This window comes from Microvirga lupini, assembly GCF_014191055.1.
GTDB lineage: Bacteria > Pseudomonadota > Alphaproteobacteria > Rhizobiales > Beijerinckiaceae > Microvirga > Microvirga lupini_A.
In genome coordinates, this window is record NZ_JACHWB010000006.1 from 201146 (window position 1) to 219304 (window position 18159).

The following is an 18159-nucleotide window of genomic DNA, read 5'->3' on the forward strand; positions in this document are numbered from 1 at the left end:
TCAGGCGGCTTGGGTTTCGCCGCGGATGCGGTCGAGGGTCGGAACGAGCGACAGCAATTCCTGCGTGTAGGGATGCTGCGGGTTTTCGAAGAGGGTTTCGGATTCGGCCTGCTCGACGATCTGGCCCTGTCTCATCACCGCGACGCGGTCGCACATCTGGCGCACCACCGCGAGGTCGTGGCTGATCAGCAGAAGGGTCAGCCCCGTGGCATCGCGCAGGTCCTTCAGCAGATTCAGGATCTGCGCCTGCACCGATACGTCGAGGGACGATGTCGGCTCGTCGCAGACGATCAGCTTGGGCCGCGCCCCGAGCGCCCGCGCAATCGACAGGCGCTGCCTCTGGCCGCCCGAGAAAGCATGCGGAAAGCGCTGGGCCGCGTCCACTTCCAGGCCGACGGCCTCGATGAGGCGGGCGACATCGCTCTCCGCCTCGGCGCGGGATCCGGCGAGGCGGTAGAACAGGATCGGCTCGGACAGGATCGAGCCAATGCGCATGCGGCTGTTGAGCGACGAGTAGGGATCCTGGAAAATCATCTGGATCGCCTGGCGCAGCGGCCCGACCCGATGGGTCGCGCCTTCGCCTGCAATGCTTTGACCCCGGTAGGTCACACGGCCCGCCGTGGGTCGCACGAGGCCCGACACCACATTGGCGATGGTGGTCTTGCCGCAGCCGGATTCGCCCACGAGGCCGAACACCTCACCGCTGCGGACGGAGAAGGAAACCCCGTCTACGGCGCGGAAGCGATGGCCTGCCGAGCCCGGAAGCCAGCCGCTGGTGGTATAATCGACGCACAGGTTCTCGACCGACAGGATGGGGGCTTCATCGACACCGGCCTCCTGGCGCTCGGCCTTCGCGCGCAGCTCCGCGCGGGCCTCCTCGGCGCGTCCTTTGCCTTCGTCGCCGAGAACCGGGAAGCGATCAAGACGCTGGTCGATGCGCGGCACGGCGCCGATCAGAGCCCTGGCGTAGGTGGCCTTGGGGTGGCGCAGAACCTCTTGCGTCGATCCTGTCTCGATGACTTTGCCGCGATGCATGATGGTGACGCGGTCGGCGATCTGGGCCACGACGCCCATATTGTGCGTGACGAGCAGAATCCCGATGCCTCGGCTATCGGCCAGGTCGCGCAGGAGTTTGAGGATCTGTGACTGAACCGACACGTCGAGCGCCGTCGTCGGTTCGTCGGCGACCACGAGCTTGGGATTGCACGATAGAGCGGCGGCGATTACGACACGCTGGCGCTGGCCGCCGGACAATTGGTGGGGATAGGCCTTGAGGCGTCGCCTCGGTTCAGGAATGCCCACGGATTCGAGCAGTTCCAGCGCGCGCGCGCTGGCCGCTGCCTTGTCGAGCTTGAGATGGAAGCGCATGGCTTCCATAAGCTGGTCCTCGATCGTGAACAGCGGGTTCAGGCTCGTCATGGGATCCTGGAAGATGGCGCCCACGTCGCGGCCGAGCACGATGCCGGCGGCGGAACCTTTGGTGGCATCGAACGCTTTGCCGTCGATCCGGATGCTTCCGGAGGCGATGCGTCCAGGCTTCTCGAGCAGCCCCATCACCGTGTTGCCGATGGTTGTCTTGCCGGCGCCGGATTCACCCACCAGCGCGTGGATCTCGCCAGGCTGGATGACGAGGGACGCGTTCTCGACGGCGGTGAAAACGCTGCCGTTCGCGAGCGGGTATTCGACCCTGAGGCTGTCGATGGCGAGAACCGGGGTGGAATGCGCGTTCATCGTTTCACCCTCAGCTTGGGATTGAAGCGATCGCGGAGCCAGTCGCCGACGATGTTGACGGCAAGCACGAGGGTCACGAGGGCAAGGGCCGGAAAGAGGGCGATCCACCAGATCCCCGAGAAGACGAACTCGTTGCCGATGCGGATGAGCGTGCCGAGCGACGGATAGGTCGGCGGCATCCCCACTCCGAGGAACGACAGGGTTGCTTCCGTGAGCACAGCCGCCGCGAGATTGATGGTGGAGATGACCAGAACCGGGCTCATCACGTTCGGCAGGATGTGCCGCAGCATGATCCGCCGCACTGGCAGGCCGATGACTTTGGCCGCGCGAACGTAATCCTTCGCCGTCTCGACCATGGTGGCGGCCCGCACGGTGCGGGCATACTGCACCCATTCGTGGATGGCGATGGCGCAGATCAGGATGATCGGCGCCCATTCCGCCGTTGCCGCTCCCGGAAAGATCGCTCGCGCGATGCCGCTCACCAGAAGCGCGAGCAGGATGGTGGGAAAGCTCAGGATCACATCGGCGACCCGCATGATCAAGGCATCGACCCTGCCGCCGAAATAGCCGGCGAGAAGGCCCAGCGTGACGCCGAGAGTGGCTGCGAGCAGGACCGCGCCGCCGCCGATGGCAATGGACACGCGCGCGCCGTAGAGCATGGCCGACAGCAGGTCGCGGCCCTGGTTGTCCGTGCCGAGGAGGAACCGTGGATCGCCATCGGCCGTGAAGGCCGGCGGGAGCTCGGCGTTGATGAGCTCGAAGGAAGCGAGGTCGGTGGGGTCGTAAGGTGCGATCCAGGAAGCGAGCAACGCGCAGGCTACAAGGAACAAGGCCAAGACGGCGGCGAGGATCACCGAGATCGGGGCGCCAAGTCGGATGAACAGACTGGGGGTGGAGGCGAGCGTTTTCATGCGGACCTCGCGCGCAGGCGGGGATCGACGACGGCATAGAGGATGTCGACGACGGTGTTGATGAGGACGAACAGCAGGCCGACGAAAAGCAGGTAGGCTGCCATGACGGGAATATCGACGAAGCTTACGGCCTGGATGAAAAGAAGGCCCATGCCCGGCCATTGGAAAACGGTTTCGGTCACGATGGCGAAGGCGATGAGGGAGCCGATCTGGAGCCCGGTGACCGTGATGACCGGCATGAGCGCGTTTCTCAAGGCGAGCCGGAAGTGGATGTAGCGGGTCGGCAGGCCGCGCGCCTTGGCGAAGCGGATGTAGTCGCTCGACAGCACGTCGATCATCTCGGCCCGCACCAGGCGCATGATGAGGGTGAGCTGGTAGAGAGCGAGCGTGATGCCGGGCAGGATGAGCGATTTCCAGCCGCTCACCGTGAGAAAGCCCGTCGACCACCAGCCGAGATCGACCACCTGGCCGCGCCCGAACGAAGGCAGCCAACCGAGCGACACGGCGAAAACCAGGATGAGCACGATGCCGGTCACGAAGGTCGGGGTCGAGATGCCGATGAGAGAAACGGCCTGAACCAGTCGCGCGGCGATGCCGTCCGGCTTGAGGGCGCACAGCACGCCGAGCGGGATGCCGAGCGCGAGCGACAGGATGGTCGCGACGATCACGAGTTCGAGCGTCGCGGGAAGGCGCTCGGCGATCAGCGCCGTCACGGGGCGCTGATTGCGGTAGCTGATGCCGAGATCGCCGCTGAGCGTGCGCGTCAGGAAGCGTCCGTATTGGACCGCCAATGGCTGATCGAGGCCGAGGGAGCGCCGAAGTTCCGCCTTCTCCTCCACGGAGGCGTTCTCGCGCGACATAGTCGCCACGGGATCGCCGACATAGCGGAACATCACGAACGAGACGGCCGACACGACGAGCATCACGAGGGCCGCTTGGCCCAGCCGGGAGAGGAGGACTTTGAACATGGGCGTTTCCCCGGCGGCCCGCCGGGATCGGGCGAGCCGCCAGTCTCCTGCTGCTGGTTTACTTGACGGTGGCGAACCACAGGCGGACGTACTCGTCCGGGAACTGCGGAACGTCGACACCGTCGCGGACGGCCCAGGCTACGGGCTGCTGGTGGAGCGGAATGTAGGCCACGGTGTCCCACGCGACCTTGAGCGCCTCGGCGAGCATGGCACGGCGCTTGGCTTCGTCGAGTTCGACGGCCGCCGCACGGGTCAGCTCCTCGACCTTGGGGTTGCTGTAGGTGCCGGCGTTGGAGCCGCCATAGCCATCCTTCTGCTCCGTGAGCAGGGAGGAGAGCACGCTGAACCCATCCATCGGCGGCAGGGTGGCCCAGCCCACCATGGACACGTCGAACTCGCCCCGGTCCTGGCGCGGGAAGTAGGTTGCCCGGGACTCGCTCTGGAGTTCCGCCTGAATCCCAACCTTCGCCCACATGGATGCGATGGCGACGCAGGTCTGCTCGTCGTTGATGTAGCGATCGTTCGGGCAATTCAGCTTGGTCTTGAACCCGTTCGGAAACCCAGCCTCGGTGAGGAGCTGTTTCGCCTTGGCCTGGTTGTAGGCGAGCGGAACGTCGTTGTCCTTCGCATAACCGGGAACGGGCGGAGCGACGAGCGTGCCGGTGTTGCGCGACTTGTCGCGCATGACGCGCTTCTTGATCGTGTCGAGGTCGATGGCATGCCACATGGCCTGTCGCACCTTGACGTCGAGCAGCGGGTTCTTCTGCCCCGGCATCGCCTTCAGCTCGGGACGGAAGTTGAGCGAGAGCATGATCAGGCGCAGGGACGGCTCCTCGATGACCTTGAAGCCCTGCGACGAGGAAATCCGCTGAAGATCCTGGAGAGGGGCGGGCGCGATCAGGTCCAGCTCCCCCGAAAGGAGAGCTGCGACACGGGTGGCGTCCGACTTCACCGGCTTGAACTCGATGCGGGTGAGGTTGTGCTGGGGCTTGTCCCACCATTCAGGATTGACCACGAAGGTCGTGCCGGCATCCGGCTTGTAGGATTCAACCTTGAAAGGTCCGGTGCCGATGGCTGCGGTCGACGCCGCAGTGGTGACGCCGGTGGCGATGTTGCCGGGCTTCAGAGCCCCGTTGGCTTCCATCCATTCCTTGTCGAGAATGTAGATGCCGGCAAGATCGTTGAGAAGAAGCGGGTAGGGGCCTTTAGTGACGATGTCGATCGTAAAGTCGTCCACCTTTTCCGCCTTGACGACGGTCGCGAGATTGCCGCGGGCGCGGGCGCCAGGATCGAGAATGCGATTGATCGAGGCGACCACGTCGTCGGAGGTAAAGGGGTTGCCATTATGGAATTTGACGTTCCGGCGGAGTTCAAAGCGCCAAGTATCTGGCTTCACTGTCTTCCAGCTCACGGCCAGTGCGGGTTCCAGTTCCAGAGCACGGCTGCGGCGCACCAGTGGATCGAAGACATGGTGCAGCATGCTCGTGGTGAAGCTCTCCGTATGGGCATACGGATCAAGCGTGGTGATGTCCGTGGGCGAGGCCCATCTCAGGGTTTTGGCTTCTGCCGGCATTCCCATCAGGGCGCCGGCGGCGACGGTCAGGCTGGCGAAGAGTCTGGCTTTCATGTTCGGCCTCCGAAGATCCTCTGGAATGGATTCTTTATTGGATACAATAATGGAAAAACTTGCATACAAAGATAAATGCGTCAATTCCGTTGGTAACGAATTCAGGCGACTGGAAGCAGCGCCTCACAAATCTCGCATTATAACGGGGCCTGCTATCGCTGACCCGACCTGCTGGGTCGGGTCCAATGCCCTAGCGGGCAAGCAAACGCGGGAGAGAGCCGTCGTGTCGGATTGCCGACAGACGCCTGCGACCGCCTTTTACGAAGCGTAGCGGTCGAGAATGGACCGAATATCCCGGTGCTTGTCGGCAGCCGAAGAGAGCAATGCTCGATCCGTCACCGCTTTGAGGTGGTGGTCCATGGCGTCGATGGCCGCTTGGCTGTTCCCTGCCCGAAGGGCATCTACAATCTGTTGATGCTCGTTGATCGAGCAGTCGGAGGAGTGCGGCCGGCTGTAGAGCGCCAAGATGAGTGAGCAGCGCGAAACCATCTCGTCGACGTAACGCGCAAGAACCCCGTTGCCGGAAAGAGAAGCCAAGAGAATATGGAACTCTCCCGCCAGACGGATGGCCGCAGGGCCATCGTGCTCATTGGCCTTAATTTCTAGCTGGACATGCCGCTGCAGGCGCTCGATATCGTCCGCCGTGACCTTTTCGGAAAGTCGGGCAAGGACTTGGCGCTCCAGGCACATCCGGGTCTCGAAAACATCATGGGCTTCCGACAGGCTCGGCTGCGCAATCGTGGCACCCTTATTGGGCTGCATGTCAACGAGGCCCTCGGCATTCAGGCGCGCGAGAACGGTCCGCACGATCGTCCGGCTCACGCCGAACCGCTCCCCGATGACATCTTCAGTCAGCTTGTCCCCTGGCATCAGCGCCTGCTCGATGATCGCACGGCGAAGTCCGGCGTAGACGGAATCGCTCCGGCTGCCGGCGGCTGATTTAGGTTTTCTGACAGGAGCGTTCATCGAAGATTACAAAGGAACGTGTGAGCCGAACTATGTTCCACAAAAAGCATGGCTCAGGAAGGCGAATTTCGCTGATTATATGTATGCATAATTGTATACAAAAGTATCGTCAATGCAATACAATATGCTCATATGGCCGTGTTTGGGCCGAATAAGGAGGATGCTCATGAACAGCCTGACGATCCGCAACGTGCGCCCAATGGGTGGAGAAGCAACCTCGGTGATACTCCGCGACGGACGGATCGCAGCCTTCGGTGACGAGGTCCGGGAAGGTGAGGAGATCCTGGATGGCGCCGGGGCCATCCTAATCCCCGGACTCGTCGAGGCCCATACGCATATGGACAAAACCCTTCTTGGCATGGGCTGGTACCGCAATGAGGTAGGACCTCGCCTGATCGACAAAATCGACAACGAGCGGATGCAACGGCGCGTTCTTGGCATCGATCCTGCCCGGCAGTCCGCTCGGCAGGCCGTGCTCGCAGCTTCCCTTGGCACGACGCATATCCGGACGCACGTGGACGTGGACACGGAAGTGGGCGTCGCCGGCATCGAGGGCGTTCTCGAAACCCGGGAGCACTACCGTGACATGGTCGATATCGAGCTCGTGGCCTTCCCGCAGAGCGGCATGCTGATCCGGCCTGGCACCGTTGAACTCATGGAAAGGGCTCTGCAACTCGGCGCCCAGGTCGTCGGGGGGCTCGATCCTGCCGGGATTGATCGCGATCCGAAGGGCCATCTCGATGTCGTGTTTGGCCTCGCGGAAAAATATGGCGTCCCGGTCGACATCCATCTCCATGAGCCCGCTGAACTGGGGGCGTTCTCCATGGAGCTCATCATCGAGCGCACGAAGGCTCTGGGCCTCCAGGGCAAGGTCACGATCAGCCATGCGTTCTGCCTCGGCATGACCGATCAGGATTACGTGGCAACGCTGATCGACGCATTGGCTCAAGCGCAGATTCACATTTTGACAACGGCGCCCTCCTCAAGGCCGGCACCCGCTGTCAAGCGGCTGATGGAGGCGGGGATCGTCGTCGCGGCTGGCTCCGATGGGGTGCGCGACACTTGGGGTCCCTATAACAACCCCGACATGTTGGAGCGAGCCGTGCTCGTCGGTTTGCGCAACAACCTGCGTCGCGACGATGAGGTCGCCTTGGCTCTCGACACCTCCACCTACGGCGGTGCGCGGATGATGGGCCTTGTCGACTATGGCCTGGATCCAGGCTGCAGGGCGGATCTCGTTTTACTTGATGGGGAAACCTTGGCTGAGGCCGTCGTGGACCGCCGGCCGCGCAGAATGGTGATCAAGAGCGGTAAGGTAATCGCTCGTGATGGTACCGCGTTGATCGCTGCGCCTTAATCCTTTTCCACGTCCCTAAGCGAATCAGTGGCTCGGCTTTGAGAATTATGAATGTCCCCTTTTGGCACTCTTGAGACGTATGAGCTTGGTCAGCTTCGTAACCGGAGAGCCGACGTTTGCTGGACAGCCGAAAAGTGAAAGATTGACCCGAAGCTACCCTTCAGGTTGGGACTGATCAGAGGTCCAGAGGTTATAAAAAAAACCAACGACACAGAGCCTAGATCTATATCGGCTTCGGCACTGGCGTGGAATTCGGGAAGGGTAATTGGTTGATCGTGCTTGGTTCTGACACATGGATGCGCAGCCAGCCGAAGGTCATTCGTAGCACTGCTAGCGCCTGGCCGACGGGCGCTCTCGCTCATCAATCTCTTGGCCAATCAGTGCGATGGCGCGCTGGTAGACGGAAGCGGCATTCCAAGCTTGGATCGCACTGAAATTGGGCTCCCCGGGCTGGTAGCCTGCACCGGCACGCCAGCCATGGGCCTTGAGGAAATTGGCCGTCGAGGCGAGTGCGTCAGCGGCATTGTTAAGGTCGCCGCCGGTGCCGTAGTTCAGGATGCTCTTGGGCAGGAACTGGGTCTGGCCGATCTCGCCGTGCATGGAGCCGCGCGTGCCTGCCGAGAGAATGCCACGGTCGATCAGGGTCAGGGTGGCGTAAAGCTGTTCGATGAAGAAGGCTGACCGTCGACAGTCATAGGCGAGCGTTGCCACAGCCGACAGAGTGTTCTGGTTGCCACGTTGGGCCCCGAAAGCCGTCTCCATGCCCCAGATCGCCAGGAGCGGCCCTGGCGGGACGCCATAGCGCTGTTCAAGAGAGGCAAAGAGCGCCGCCTGAGATTGCTTGAGTGCACGCCCTCGAGCGGTGATCATCGGGCCGCCCCGCTTTGCTAGAAACTGATCAAGCGACAGGCGGAAGCTCCTCTGGCCTCGATCAGCCGCGATGGTCGCTGTCGCATAGGTAGCGCCCATGAGAGCTGCGATAGCCGTGGTGCTGGCGCCTCTCCCCCTTGCCTCATCGGCAAACTGCTGCTTCCAAGCCTCAAAGCCAGTCGCCGTACTGCCGCACTGCGCTGCGTCCGCCGTATTGGGTATTCCCACGAGTGACGCCAGGGCTACGAACGCGATGATCTTAGATTGCCGGGCCACGAACATTCGTACATCCTTTCACACTGAGATGAGGTGCGACGACTGGCTTTCGCGCCCGTCACATTGCGCCCTTTCCGGCGGTGGGGAAGCTGCCAGCAGGACCAAGGCGCAGGTGCGTTAAGTGCTATTCCACGTTGATCGCTCCCAATCCGAAGCCCGCCTTATCGTGAGTAATCCAGACCTCTCCCTCGCCAAGCATCATCCCCTTGTCCCGAACGAAGACTGTCTCAAAGGTGGATTTCGCGGCGACCTCTCGAAGGCGGGGGTTCAGAACTGTTTCCTTCGCCGCCATGAGCTGATCACGATTGCGAATGCTTCGTCTACTCTTTCCCGTCACCACTAGAGGATAGTGGATCACCCTAGCGAGAAGTTGGATGTCGTTGGATCGAAAAGCCGCCTTGACGCGCCTGAAGCTGTAGTAGGCTTCCAGGGGATCAAAATTCAGGCTGCGGAAATCGGCCTCAATCTCAGGTGACAGCTTTGGCCGGGAGAATCCAGCCTCTGGTGTCCTCACCGGCAGATCCATAGACCCGCGCAACTCCCGCACGAGGAGGTACAGAGCCCTGTGGCGATCGGAGAGCTTCTGCACCTCCGGTGAACGACTCTGCTCTGCTCCGGCCGCAAGGGATCCTGTCACTTCCGTAGCGTTCGTCCCTGCGCCTCGTGAGGGGGTGGTCTTCTCTGATGCTTCATCGAGTTGGGTGCGCGCGATCCAGACCCGTTCCTCGACTTCAGCGAGCACCTGCTCGTGCGACGGCTTGAAGCCAGGACCTTTCGCAAGGTCAGAAGGAAGGGCTTTCATGGCCTCCTGCGGCTTTGGACCTTTGGGCTCGCTGGTCGGATATCGAGGGTCAATCTTGTACGTCCTGCCATAGACCCGGACGAAGAACGGGTCCGCATGGCCAGGAGCAGCGCAAAGGAACACCGGCAGCCACGCGAGCAGTCCGAGAACCTTTGCGGTGAAGCGGGCCATCGCCGCCTCCATTCTCAGGAAGTTGATTGGCTCAGTGTACACCTCAGCTTCAAAGCTGGAAAATCGATAGGGCAGCTTTCGAGCCAGCCACCGCGACTGGTCTCGGTCTGGTTCTCTCTCTAATGAAGCGGAGGATCGGAAACCACATCTCTGGCATGAACCAGCTTCCATCATCTCAACGTTGGTGAGCAAGCTCAAGCCCGTTACGGGCAGGGGAGAGCCGCTGGTTCATCAGTGGAGCCGGCTGCGAGTCTTCCGGCCTGGCTCGCGGCATCCGCCGGAGATCCCTCTCGACGGCCACAACGGAGGTGAGGTATCATTGTGGCCAACCAGAGAAGCGTTCCTGCGTCGGACCTCGGCTCGCGATGAGCCTGCTTTGATCGACACCTCTGTCGACGTCGCTCCAGTCCCCGAGTTGGTTTGCGTGACCCACGGGAGGAGCCCATGCACAGCAGCACCATGCATAAATGCGCCGCCGAGGCCATCGGCACCTTCTGGCTGACGTTTGCCGGCTGCGGCAGCGCTGTCATCGCGGCGGGCTTCCCCGACGTCGGCATCGGCCTGCTGGGCGTGTCGCTTGCCTTCGGCCTGACGGTGCTGACCATGGCTTACGCCATCGGCCACATCTCGGGTTGCCACCTCAACCCCGCCGTCACGGTGGGACTCTGGGCCGGCGGTCGCTTCCCGGCCAACTGCATCGGACCCTACGTGGCCTCGCAGGTGGTGGGCGCCGTCATCGCCGCGGCGGCTCTGTACGCCATCGCGACCGGCTCGCCGACCTTCGATCTTGCTAAGGGCTTTGCCGCCAACGGCTACGGCGCGCACTCGCCTGGCCAGTACAGCCTGATCTCGGGCTTCGTCGCCGAGGTGGTGCTCAGCATGATGTTCCTGTTCATCATCATGGGGTCCACGCACGGCAAGGCGCCCGTGGGATTTGCCCCCATCGCCATTGGCCTCGGACTGACCCTGATCCACCTCGTCGGCATCCCGATTACCAACACCTCCGTGAACCCGGCCCGTAGCACCGGCCCGGCGCTGTTCGTCGGCGGATGGGGACTGGCGCAACTCTGGATGTTCTGGGTGGCGCCCCTGATCGGCGGGGCGCTCGGCGGCATCCTCTACCGCTGGCTCAGCGAGGAACCCTCGGCGCAGGTCACCGGCATCACGCCACCCGCGCCGGCCGAGTGAGTGCGGTTCGCGATGGCGACGCGGGAGCGAACCTACCGATGCGTGGGAGGCCCATGCGACGGCATGCTCCACACCACGATCGATGAGAGGCGAATTCGCCTGTCGGCGCCGACGGACGTCGTTGCCATGTCTCCGGCGGACAGGGCTTCGGCCCCGTCAAGAGAAGCATCGGCTGACTATGACGTGCGACGGCTCCTGGCGCCCGACGGCCACTGGCACGAGTTCCTGGTCCTGTCGGCCTGGACGAGCATGCAGGCCACGGTTTGGCTCAATCGCCAGCCACGGCGGTGACGGGGTCCGCCTGCGCTGTCCGGCAGCATTGGCCGATCGGAAGGTCTGTCGAAACCGCGCCTGGACGGCGGCCGTTGCCCTGGCTGAGATCGGCTCTACTTCCTTGGCCACAGGGCAGCCTGTGGGAACGCAGTTCAACGGAAAGAAACGATGAGCATCTTCAGCAGGATCAAGGACGCCATCTTCGGATCCGCGACGGCGCAGGAAGCGCCTCAGGCGCCATCCGCCCCGGCACAGCCCACCCAGGGAGCTGGTGCAGCCCCTGCCGGGACGACCGCTTCGACCACGCAAGGGACAGCGAGCACGCCGGCATCGGGCAGCGCGCCGATGTCCCAGGTCGACGTCGAGGCCGTGCTGACCGGCCTCGCCGCGAAGAAGGGTCAGAAACTCGACTGGCGCAAGTCGATCGTCGACCTGATGAAGCTGCTCGACCTCGACAGCAGCCTCGATGCGCGCAAGGAGCTCGCCAAGGAGCTGAACTACACCGGAGACACCTCCGACTCCGCCTCCATGAACATCTGGCTTCACAAGCAGGTCATGGCCAAGCTCGCGGCCAGCGGCGGCAAGGTGCCTGACGATCTGAAAAGCTAGGCGGCTGTGGATTTACCCACGCGAAGCGGGGTCTGCCGGAGCAGGCCCCGTCGCCAAGCTGAAGCAGCTAGGGCGGCTGATGACCCGCAAAGGTGCCGCGAACCCGACGATCCCCCTCTCTGCTGGATTAAACCTCGAGGGTGCCGCGCGCCCATGGCTCGTCCGAGCGGCGCGCATGTTCGGGCCATCCGGGTTGAGATGCGTGGCAAGATCATGTCATGATACCTGGGCCACGCCGGGTCAGGCACTGCGCCTCCCCGCAGGGTAGCCATCTTGCCTGTGGGACGTTGCCGACCCTCCGCCGGCAAGCAGGCTCAACAGGATGCAACGCCTGTTGTCCCAGGCTACGGCCGTTTCTTCGTGTGGCCACGAGATCAATGTCGTCCGAAAGAACCAGTGCGTTGCCGGTGGCGGGCCAAGCCGGGCCTGCTACATTAACCCATGTTGCACCTCCACCCCGACCTTGAGGGATTGCTGCATGAGATCAAGGTCCGTGAGATTGGCGATCCCGCTCGCTCCGGCCGCACTTCTGGCCCTTGGCATCCTCCTGCTGGCGGGGCTGGAACTCCGCCAAACCTACGGCGAAGCTGCGAGGCGCGGCGAGGAGGACGCCCGGAACCTGGCTCATGTGCTGGCCGAGCAGACGGATCGGACCTTCCAGGCGGTCGACTTCACCCTCCTGGGGATTCGGGATGCCCTCAAGGCTGCTCCCGGCATGACCGACAACGACGTTCACTTCCAAAACAGTTTGAGGGAGCGGTTGGCGGCCCTGCCGTATGTACGCGCGCTCTACGTCATTGGTCCGGACGGGTTCATCACGCACGATACCGATTACCCCTCGACACCGAGGGTCAGCCTGGCGGACCGGCCCTACTTCAAGGCGCACCAGGAGGATCCCGGCCTCGGCCTGCATGTCGAGCAGCCTCTCCGAAGCCGCTCGGTCGGGGTCTGGTTCGTCGGCTTGAGCCGCAGGATCAACCGACCCGACGGCAGCTTCGGCGGGATCGTCGTCGCGGCCGTGGAGCCGCGTTACTTCGAGCAGTTCTACCGCGGGCTCTCGGTCGGCGAGGGTGGCTTCATCGCGCTCCTGTTGCGCAACGGTACCCTTCTGGCCCGCAGCCCGGCCGCCGAGGAAGCCATCGGGAAGTCCTTCGCCGCCGTGGAACCGCTCAACACCAGCCTGACCCGAAGTCCCCAGGGCGTATTCTGGGGCACGAGCCCGATCGACGGCTGGACTCGTGTCATCGGGTACCGGGCCCTTGAGACCGTGCCGGCCGTGGTCAACGTCGGGCTGGCGCAGCGGACCGTCTTCCGGCCCTGGCGGGAGCATGCGATCGTGGTGTCCATCTCGGCAGTCGTCCTGCTGGGCCTGATCGGCGCCCTGATGGTCCTTATCCAGAAAAGCCTGCGCCGTGAGCAGGCGGAGCAGCTCCGGTTCAGCCGGGCGCAGCGGCTCGAAGGGCTGGGGCGGATCGCCGGCGGCATCGCGCACGATCTCGGCAACACCATCAGGATCATGCAATCCACGTTCCGGCTGCTGCGGCCCTCCCTAGCCGACCGTCCGGACGCATTGTCGCTGATCGTTGACGCCGACCAGGCCCTCACCGGCGCAAGGTCCATGATCGACCGCCTGCTGGCCTTCGCACGGCGGCAGGAGCTCCGGCCACAGATAACGGTGCTCGACGAGCGTATCGAAGGATTTGCTCCGATCCTGCGGCAGGCGACCGGTCCCCGGATCGCTCTCGACCTGAGGCTCTCCGCCAATGGCCGTGCCGTTCTGCTCGATCCGGTCCAACTCGAGGCGACGCTGCTCAACCTCGTGCTGAATGCCCGTGATGCCATGCCGGACGGCGGCACCATCATCGTGGAGACGAACGACGTCGGCCAGTCCAGCAGCCCGAGTGGGAATTTCGACTCCTCCGCTGTCGAGCGGTGGGTCCAGGTTACGGTGACCGATACGGGCATCGGGATGGCTCCGGCGGTGCTGGAGCGTGCCTTCGATCCGTTCTTCACCACCAAAGGGCAAGGCAACGGCCTCGGCCTCAGTCAGGTGTTGGGCTTCGTCCAGCAGAGTTCCGGCGATGTGGAACTGAACAGCCAGGAAGGCCGCGGCACGACGGTGCGTCTCCTGTTTCCGGTCGTTTCTCTGGAAGAGCAACTTGACGGAGACGCCGTTGCAGAGGCAGCCGGGTCCGGCGAGGTGCGGCCTCGTCCCGAAGCGTCTCTCAGGGAAATCCCGAGCCACCCCTCCGTTCCCGACCGGATAGGCGCAAGGCGGCAGCGGAGGTAAGCCTTGTCGGAACCTGAAGGCAAACCATGACCAAGAAGCTCCTCATCGCCGACGACCACGCCATCGTGCGCCGGGGCTTGCAGGCCTTGCTGGAGGCCGAGGCCGGCTGGCAAGTCTGCGCCACCGCCGAGAACGGGCAGGAGGCGGTAGACCTCGCTACGCAACACCGGCCGGACGTGGCCATCCTCGACTACTCCCTGCCGGGGCTGAATGGCCTCGAGGCCACTCGCCACATCCGCCTCGCCAGCCCGGGCACCGAGGTGCTGATCTACACCATGCACAACAACGAGGACGTGATCCGGGACGTGCTGCGGGCGGGCGCGCGCGGCTATCTGCTCAAGACGGAGGACGATGCCGAGGTCGTCAGGGCCGTGAACGCGCTGCTGCGGAAGCAGCCCTACTTCTCGCCACGGGTGGCTGAGACGCTGCTCGACACCTTCGTGAGCGGCGGCAAGGTGGTGGCGTCGCAAACCCTGAGCTCGCGCGAGCGGGAGGTGATCCAGCTCGTGGCGGAAGGAAAGAGCAACCGCGACATCGCCGAACGCTGGAAGGTCAGCATCAAGACCGTCGAAAGCCACCGAACGGCCGCGATGCGGAAGCTCAACCTGCGTTCCGGCGTCGAGCTCGCCCTCTACGCCGTCCGCAACAAGCTGATCGAACCCTGATCCTCCCGCCGCGGAAGGCAGGACAATCCCGACCCTTTCCTCCGGTCCTCACCCGATTCCTCTCAAGATCCTGCCGGTGTTCCCTTCACGGCGCTGCTTTTCGGGATCCGCAGGCCCAAGGCCTTCCCTCCGGGCCACAACCGGGTAGGTGACATGCCACGTTTCTACTTCGACATTCAAAAGGGAACAGAACTCATCCCGGATGCCGACGGCTTGGAGATCGACAGCCTGGAGGCGGCCGAGAAGGAGGCGACGCAGGCCGCCATCGAACTCGGACGGGCTTGGCTGCCATTTGCGCGGCAGGTCCAGGTCAGGGTCAGGGATGAACAGGGCTGGTGCCGGCTGAGCCTGAGCATTGCCCTGACCGTCGAGAGGATGGGGTGAACCGGATGGTAGGGTAATCCTGACCCTCTCCTCCGGTCCTCACCTGATTCCAAACCGAATTGCGATGCGGTTTGCTGATCGGTGACGACGTCCCGTCAGGAAACGGAACCGGCCGGGGAACGAGACAAGGGGTATGGCAGTGCGGATCTGGAAGCGGCTGGCTTCCTGGTGGCGATCGGCAGGAGCAAGGATCGACAAGGCGATCCTTGCGTCCGTGGTCGGGACCACTAGTGCGGATTCGGAACGGGTTAACGCCGCCAAGCGACGGTTGAGGACACGCGATGACTGTGGTGACAAGGACCCCCACTGGCTTCGACGGGATCGCCATGAATCCTGACGAGATCGAGCAGCGCGTCATCCGCGCCTACATCCAGCTTGTCTACACACCCGAAACGGACGGGACCCGCATGGTGACCGTTGCCCAAATCGGCGCGCTGGAGGCGAGGCTGATGGAAATTCCGGAAGCGCAAGTGCTGCCGGGCCTGCCATCGTGCTGGCTGGAACTTTACTCGCATGCCAAGTGCACGGTGGTCGACAGTTGCGGATGTAACGAGCTCGACGAGGACGAGTTGGATCGGGCGGTTGAACTCATCGCCAGCGCGCAGCAACGGGTACGAGACCTGCACTAGGACAAAGGGGCGCCATAGAGGCGGAAGCTTCCCGCCATTGAGGAGAGGGACTATGCCGAGCAGGACGGAGATGGTGCTGAGGGTCCCTGTTCACGGATACGCCAAGCGCGTCGATGACGCGGTCGCGCGGGCAATGGCCATCCTTCGGGCGCGGGACGACCCTCACCTGGGGGAGGCCTCGCCGGTGCCGACCGTGCCCATGTCTCAGATGAAACGCAGGGTGTCACCACGCGACACCCGTTGAACGGCCTCATGCTCTCCGACAGTCTTGGACCTTAGAAGATCGAACGCCCTCAACCCCACGCTTGCGACAGGGAAGGATAAGGATATGGCACTCTATCCACGCACGCTCCTGGTTCTGCTGATCGCCACCTGCATCGGGATAATCCTGATGGGGTCCGCCCAAGCGAGCGATGCAGGGGGTGTCCCGCGAGCACCTCGCGAAGCGTGTTCCGCGTCCACCGAAAGCAAGATCCCGCCATCGATCATGTACCACGACCAATGGAGCCTGACCCATGCTTGAGGAGTTCAAGAAGTTTGCCCTGCGCGGCAACGTGGTCGACCTCGCGGTCGGCGTGATCATCGGCGTGGCGTTCGGGGCAATCGTCACCTCGCTGGTCGAGGACATCATCATGCCGGTCATCGGCGCGGTCACGGGCGGGCTGGATTTCTCGAACTACTACCTGCCGCTGTCCGCGGCCGTGCAGGACGGAGCCTCCTACGCCGACGCCAAGAAGCAAGGGGCGGTGGTCGGCTACGGCCAGTTCATCACGGTGGCCCTGAACTTCATCATCGTGGCCTGGGTGCTGTTCTTCGTGATCCGGGGGATGAACAAGCTGAAGCGGCAGGAGGATGCGAAGGTCGACGTTCTCAAGGCTCCGGAGATCCCGGCCGACGTGAAGCTGCTGTCGGAGATCAGGGACCTGCTGGCAACTGGTCAAGAGGCTGGCATCCGGCCGGTGAGAGGCCCCTGAACACCGACCCGAGCGGGGTCATGGGGCACCCATGGCCGTGAAGCGTTCGTGTGCGACGGTGGGAGCGTCGCGAACGCCGAAGGTCCGACGATACTCCCGCCGGGCCAACCCATCCTGAGGAGCAATGAAATGAGTCGCGGATTTCCATCGATGACGGCCCTGCTGGGGCTTCTTGCCGTCGCAGGCTTCCAGAACAGGGACAAGATCGCCGAGATGCTGAGAGGGGCGGGATCGAGCGCCGGGGGCACTCCGGATCAGGGTGACCAACAGGGTGGGCTGGGTGGTCTCCTCGGCAATCGCGGCGGAAGTCTGGGGGGAGCGGGCCAGGGCGATCCACAGTCCGGCTTTGGCGGGCTGCTCGGAGGCCTTGGCAGCGGCGGGCTTGGAGGTTTGCTGGGCGGTGGCCTCGGTGAGTTGATGGAAAGCTTCAGGCAGCAGGGTCAAGGCGACGTCGCCGAGTCCTGGGTCGGCACCGGGCCGAACAAGCCCATCGCTCCCGATCAGCTCGAACAGGCCATCGGCCCCGAGGTGCTCGCGACCTTGACCCAGCAGACCGGACTGTCGCGGGAGGAACTCCTGTCGCGGCTCACGACGATGTTGCCGGAGACCGTCGATAAGGTCACCCCCGACGGGCGCCTGCCTGACGCGACGGACCTGCCGCGTTCCTGATCAGGCATCCAAGGGGTGTCGTGGGAATGCACCAGCTCACCTTTGTCGATGTGGGAGGAAGCGATGGCTGAAGACTGGGCGTTGGACGTGAAGAAATACTCCGCGAACGCGGACCAGAATGCGATCAACGGGATTGTCCGTTACTGCGGGATCTCCTTGCAGAAGCGGGATTCATCGCTGGTCTCGCTGAGTGACAGGGAGGAGGTCGCCCGGGTGCGGGAGAGTTTTCTGAAAAAGAAGCTCGGTCTGGCCGAGCCCGATGCTGATCTCGACAGGGCGATCATGGCTGTCGGCGAGAAGATGAAGGGTGACCGGACGAAGAACAGGGTCACCCTCTACTATCTGTTGGCCGAGCATTTCGGCAAGCTGTCGATGTTCGGTGACCCGAACTCCGCCACGGGAACGGGCTGAGCTCCCGGAAGTCTTTTCTTTCCTGATCGCGTTTGCATTCAACGGGCGCGCAACGTTCCTGATTTGACGGGAGAGGCTTCATGCGCCTGCTGTGTATCGTGTTGATGTCCTTCGCGCTGTCAGCGTGCGTCTCGTCAGGCGAGCAGCGAGCCACACCCATGCCGCCCGCGAACCTGGGGTCGACGCAAGCGACGCCCTCAACGTCCCCGGCGCCGACCTCCGCACCCACGTACACGAGACGCGTCACCTACAGTGACGGCAGGTACACTTTGCCCGACGGCACGACGGTGGCCGCGGAGCCGGGTGGCGGTTTCACTCTGGCGAACGGGGAGGTCGTGCCGCCTGATGGCTCGGGCGGGATCATCCTCCCGAACGGGGCACGGTGCGT

General features: G+C 63.5%; 18 protein-coding genes. 11 read left to right on the forward strand and 7 right to left on the reverse strand.

The features are described from left to right. The 5 genes from FHR70_RS19675 to FHR70_RS19695 all read right to left on the reverse strand — a co-directional run bounded on the left by FHR70_RS19675 (nucleotide 1) and on the right by FHR70_RS19695 (nucleotide 6203). The gene (locus FHR70_RS19675) at nucleotides 1-1731 is read right to left on the reverse strand and encodes a dipeptide ABC transporter ATP-binding protein (protein ID WP_183453349.1); all 1731 of its coding nucleotides are present in this window, start codon (nucleotides 1729-1731) and stop codon (nucleotides 1-3) included. Then, a complete protein-coding gene (locus tag FHR70_RS19680) occupies nucleotides 1728-2642 on the reverse strand; it encodes an ABC transporter permease (RefSeq protein WP_183453352.1) in 915 nt (304 codons plus the stop codon). The genes FHR70_RS19675 and FHR70_RS19680 overlap by 4 nt, the downstream gene beginning before the upstream one ends. After that, on the reverse strand, nucleotides 2639-3610 hold the full coding sequence (locus FHR70_RS19685) for an ABC transporter permease (RefSeq protein ID WP_183453354.1): 972 nt from the start codon (nucleotides 3608-3610) through the stop codon (nucleotides 2639-2641). Before FHR70_RS19685 ends, FHR70_RS19680 begins: the two co-directional genes overlap by 4 nt. Nucleotides 3611-3668: 58 nt before the next feature. Next, the gene (locus tag FHR70_RS19690) at nucleotides 3669-5237 is read right to left on the reverse strand and encodes an ABC transporter substrate-binding protein (RefSeq protein WP_183453356.1); all 1569 of its coding nucleotides are present in this window, start codon (nucleotides 5235-5237) and stop codon (nucleotides 3669-3671) included. Nucleotides 5238-5495: 258 nt separating this feature from the next. Continuing rightward, nucleotides 5496-6203 (reverse strand): GntR family transcriptional regulator, encoded by a 708-nt coding sequence (locus FHR70_RS19695; protein ID WP_183453358.1) that lies wholly within the window; start codon nucleotides 6201-6203, stop codon nucleotides 5496-5498. Nucleotides 6204-6369: 166 nt separating this feature from the next. On the opposite strand from FHR70_RS19695, the gene FHR70_RS19700 reads away from it, so the two are divergent. Then, nucleotides 6370-7560, forward strand: coding sequence for an amidohydrolase family protein (locus FHR70_RS19700; RefSeq protein WP_183453360.1), 1191 nt, complete (start codon nucleotides 6370-6372; stop codon nucleotides 7558-7560). A 330-nt stretch (nucleotides 7561-7890) separates the two neighbouring features. On the opposite strand, the gene FHR70_RS19705 is transcribed toward FHR70_RS19700, so the two are convergent. Together FHR70_RS19705 and FHR70_RS19710 are read right to left on the reverse strand one after the other, a co-directional pair. Then, a complete protein-coding gene (locus tag FHR70_RS19705) occupies nucleotides 7891-8712 on the reverse strand; it encodes a lytic murein transglycosylase (protein ID WP_183453361.1) in 822 nt (273 codons plus the stop codon). Nucleotides 8713-8830: 118 nt separating this feature from the next. Further along, complete coding sequence (locus FHR70_RS19710; RefSeq protein WP_183453363.1) at nucleotides 8831-9871, reverse strand: hypothetical protein; 1041 nt, start codon at nucleotides 9869-9871, stop codon at nucleotides 8831-8833. Nucleotides 9872-10123: 252 nt separating this feature from the next. On the opposite strand from FHR70_RS19710, the gene aqpZ reads away from it, so the two are divergent. The 10 genes from aqpZ (at nucleotide 10124) to FHR70_RS19760 (ending at nucleotide 17771) form a co-directional block, all read left to right on the forward strand. Further along, the gene (gene aqpZ / locus FHR70_RS19715) at nucleotides 10124-10867 is read left to right on the forward strand and encodes an aquaporin Z (RefSeq protein WP_246408314.1); all 744 of its coding nucleotides are present in this window, start codon (nucleotides 10124-10126) and stop codon (nucleotides 10865-10867) included. Nucleotides 10868-10930: 63 nt separating this feature from the next. Beyond that, entirely contained in the window at nucleotides 10931-11158 is a 228-nt protein-coding gene (locus FHR70_RS19720) for a hypothetical protein (RefSeq protein ID WP_183453365.1), read from the forward strand. Between the two features lie 150 nt (nucleotides 11159-11308). After that, complete coding sequence (locus FHR70_RS19725) at nucleotides 11309-11749, forward strand: DUF3597 domain-containing protein (RefSeq protein WP_183453367.1); 441 nt, start codon at nucleotides 11309-11311, stop codon at nucleotides 11747-11749. Between the two features lie 478 nt (nucleotides 11750-12227). Further along, on the forward strand, nucleotides 12228-14039 hold the full coding sequence (locus FHR70_RS19730; protein ID WP_183453369.1) for a hybrid sensor histidine kinase/response regulator: 1812 nt from the start codon (nucleotides 12228-12230) through the stop codon (nucleotides 14037-14039). Nucleotides 14040-14065: 26 nt separating this feature from the next. After that, complete coding sequence (locus FHR70_RS19735) at nucleotides 14066-14704, forward strand: response regulator (RefSeq protein ID WP_183453371.1); 639 nt, start codon at nucleotides 14066-14068, stop codon at nucleotides 14702-14704. Between the two features lie 153 nt (nucleotides 14705-14857). Beyond that, nucleotides 14858-15088 carry a DUF6894 family protein gene (locus FHR70_RS19740; RefSeq protein ID WP_183453373.1) on the forward strand — a complete coding sequence of 77 codons (231 nt, stop codon included), beginning with the start codon at nucleotides 14858-14860 and terminating at the stop codon, nucleotides 15086-15088. Between the two features lie 290 nt (nucleotides 15089-15378). Beyond that, on the forward strand, nucleotides 15379-15717 hold the full coding sequence (locus tag FHR70_RS19745) for a hypothetical protein (RefSeq protein ID WP_183453375.1): 339 nt from the start codon (nucleotides 15379-15381) through the stop codon (nucleotides 15715-15717). A gap of 515 nt (nucleotides 15718-16232) precedes the next feature. After that, on the forward strand, nucleotides 16233-16691 hold the full coding sequence (gene mscL, locus FHR70_RS19750) for a large conductance mechanosensitive channel protein MscL (RefSeq protein ID WP_183453377.1): 459 nt from the start codon (nucleotides 16233-16235) through the stop codon (nucleotides 16689-16691). Between the two features lie 129 nt (nucleotides 16692-16820). Further along, nucleotides 16821-17360 (forward strand): YidB family protein, encoded by a 540-nt coding sequence (locus tag FHR70_RS19755; RefSeq protein ID WP_183453379.1) that lies wholly within the window; start codon nucleotides 16821-16823, stop codon nucleotides 17358-17360. Nucleotides 17361-17423: 63 nt separating this feature from the next. After that, a complete protein-coding gene (locus tag FHR70_RS19760; protein ID WP_183453381.1) occupies nucleotides 17424-17771 on the forward strand; it encodes a DUF2853 family protein in 348 nt (115 codons plus the stop codon). Nucleotides 17772-18159 lie beyond the last annotated feature (388 nt).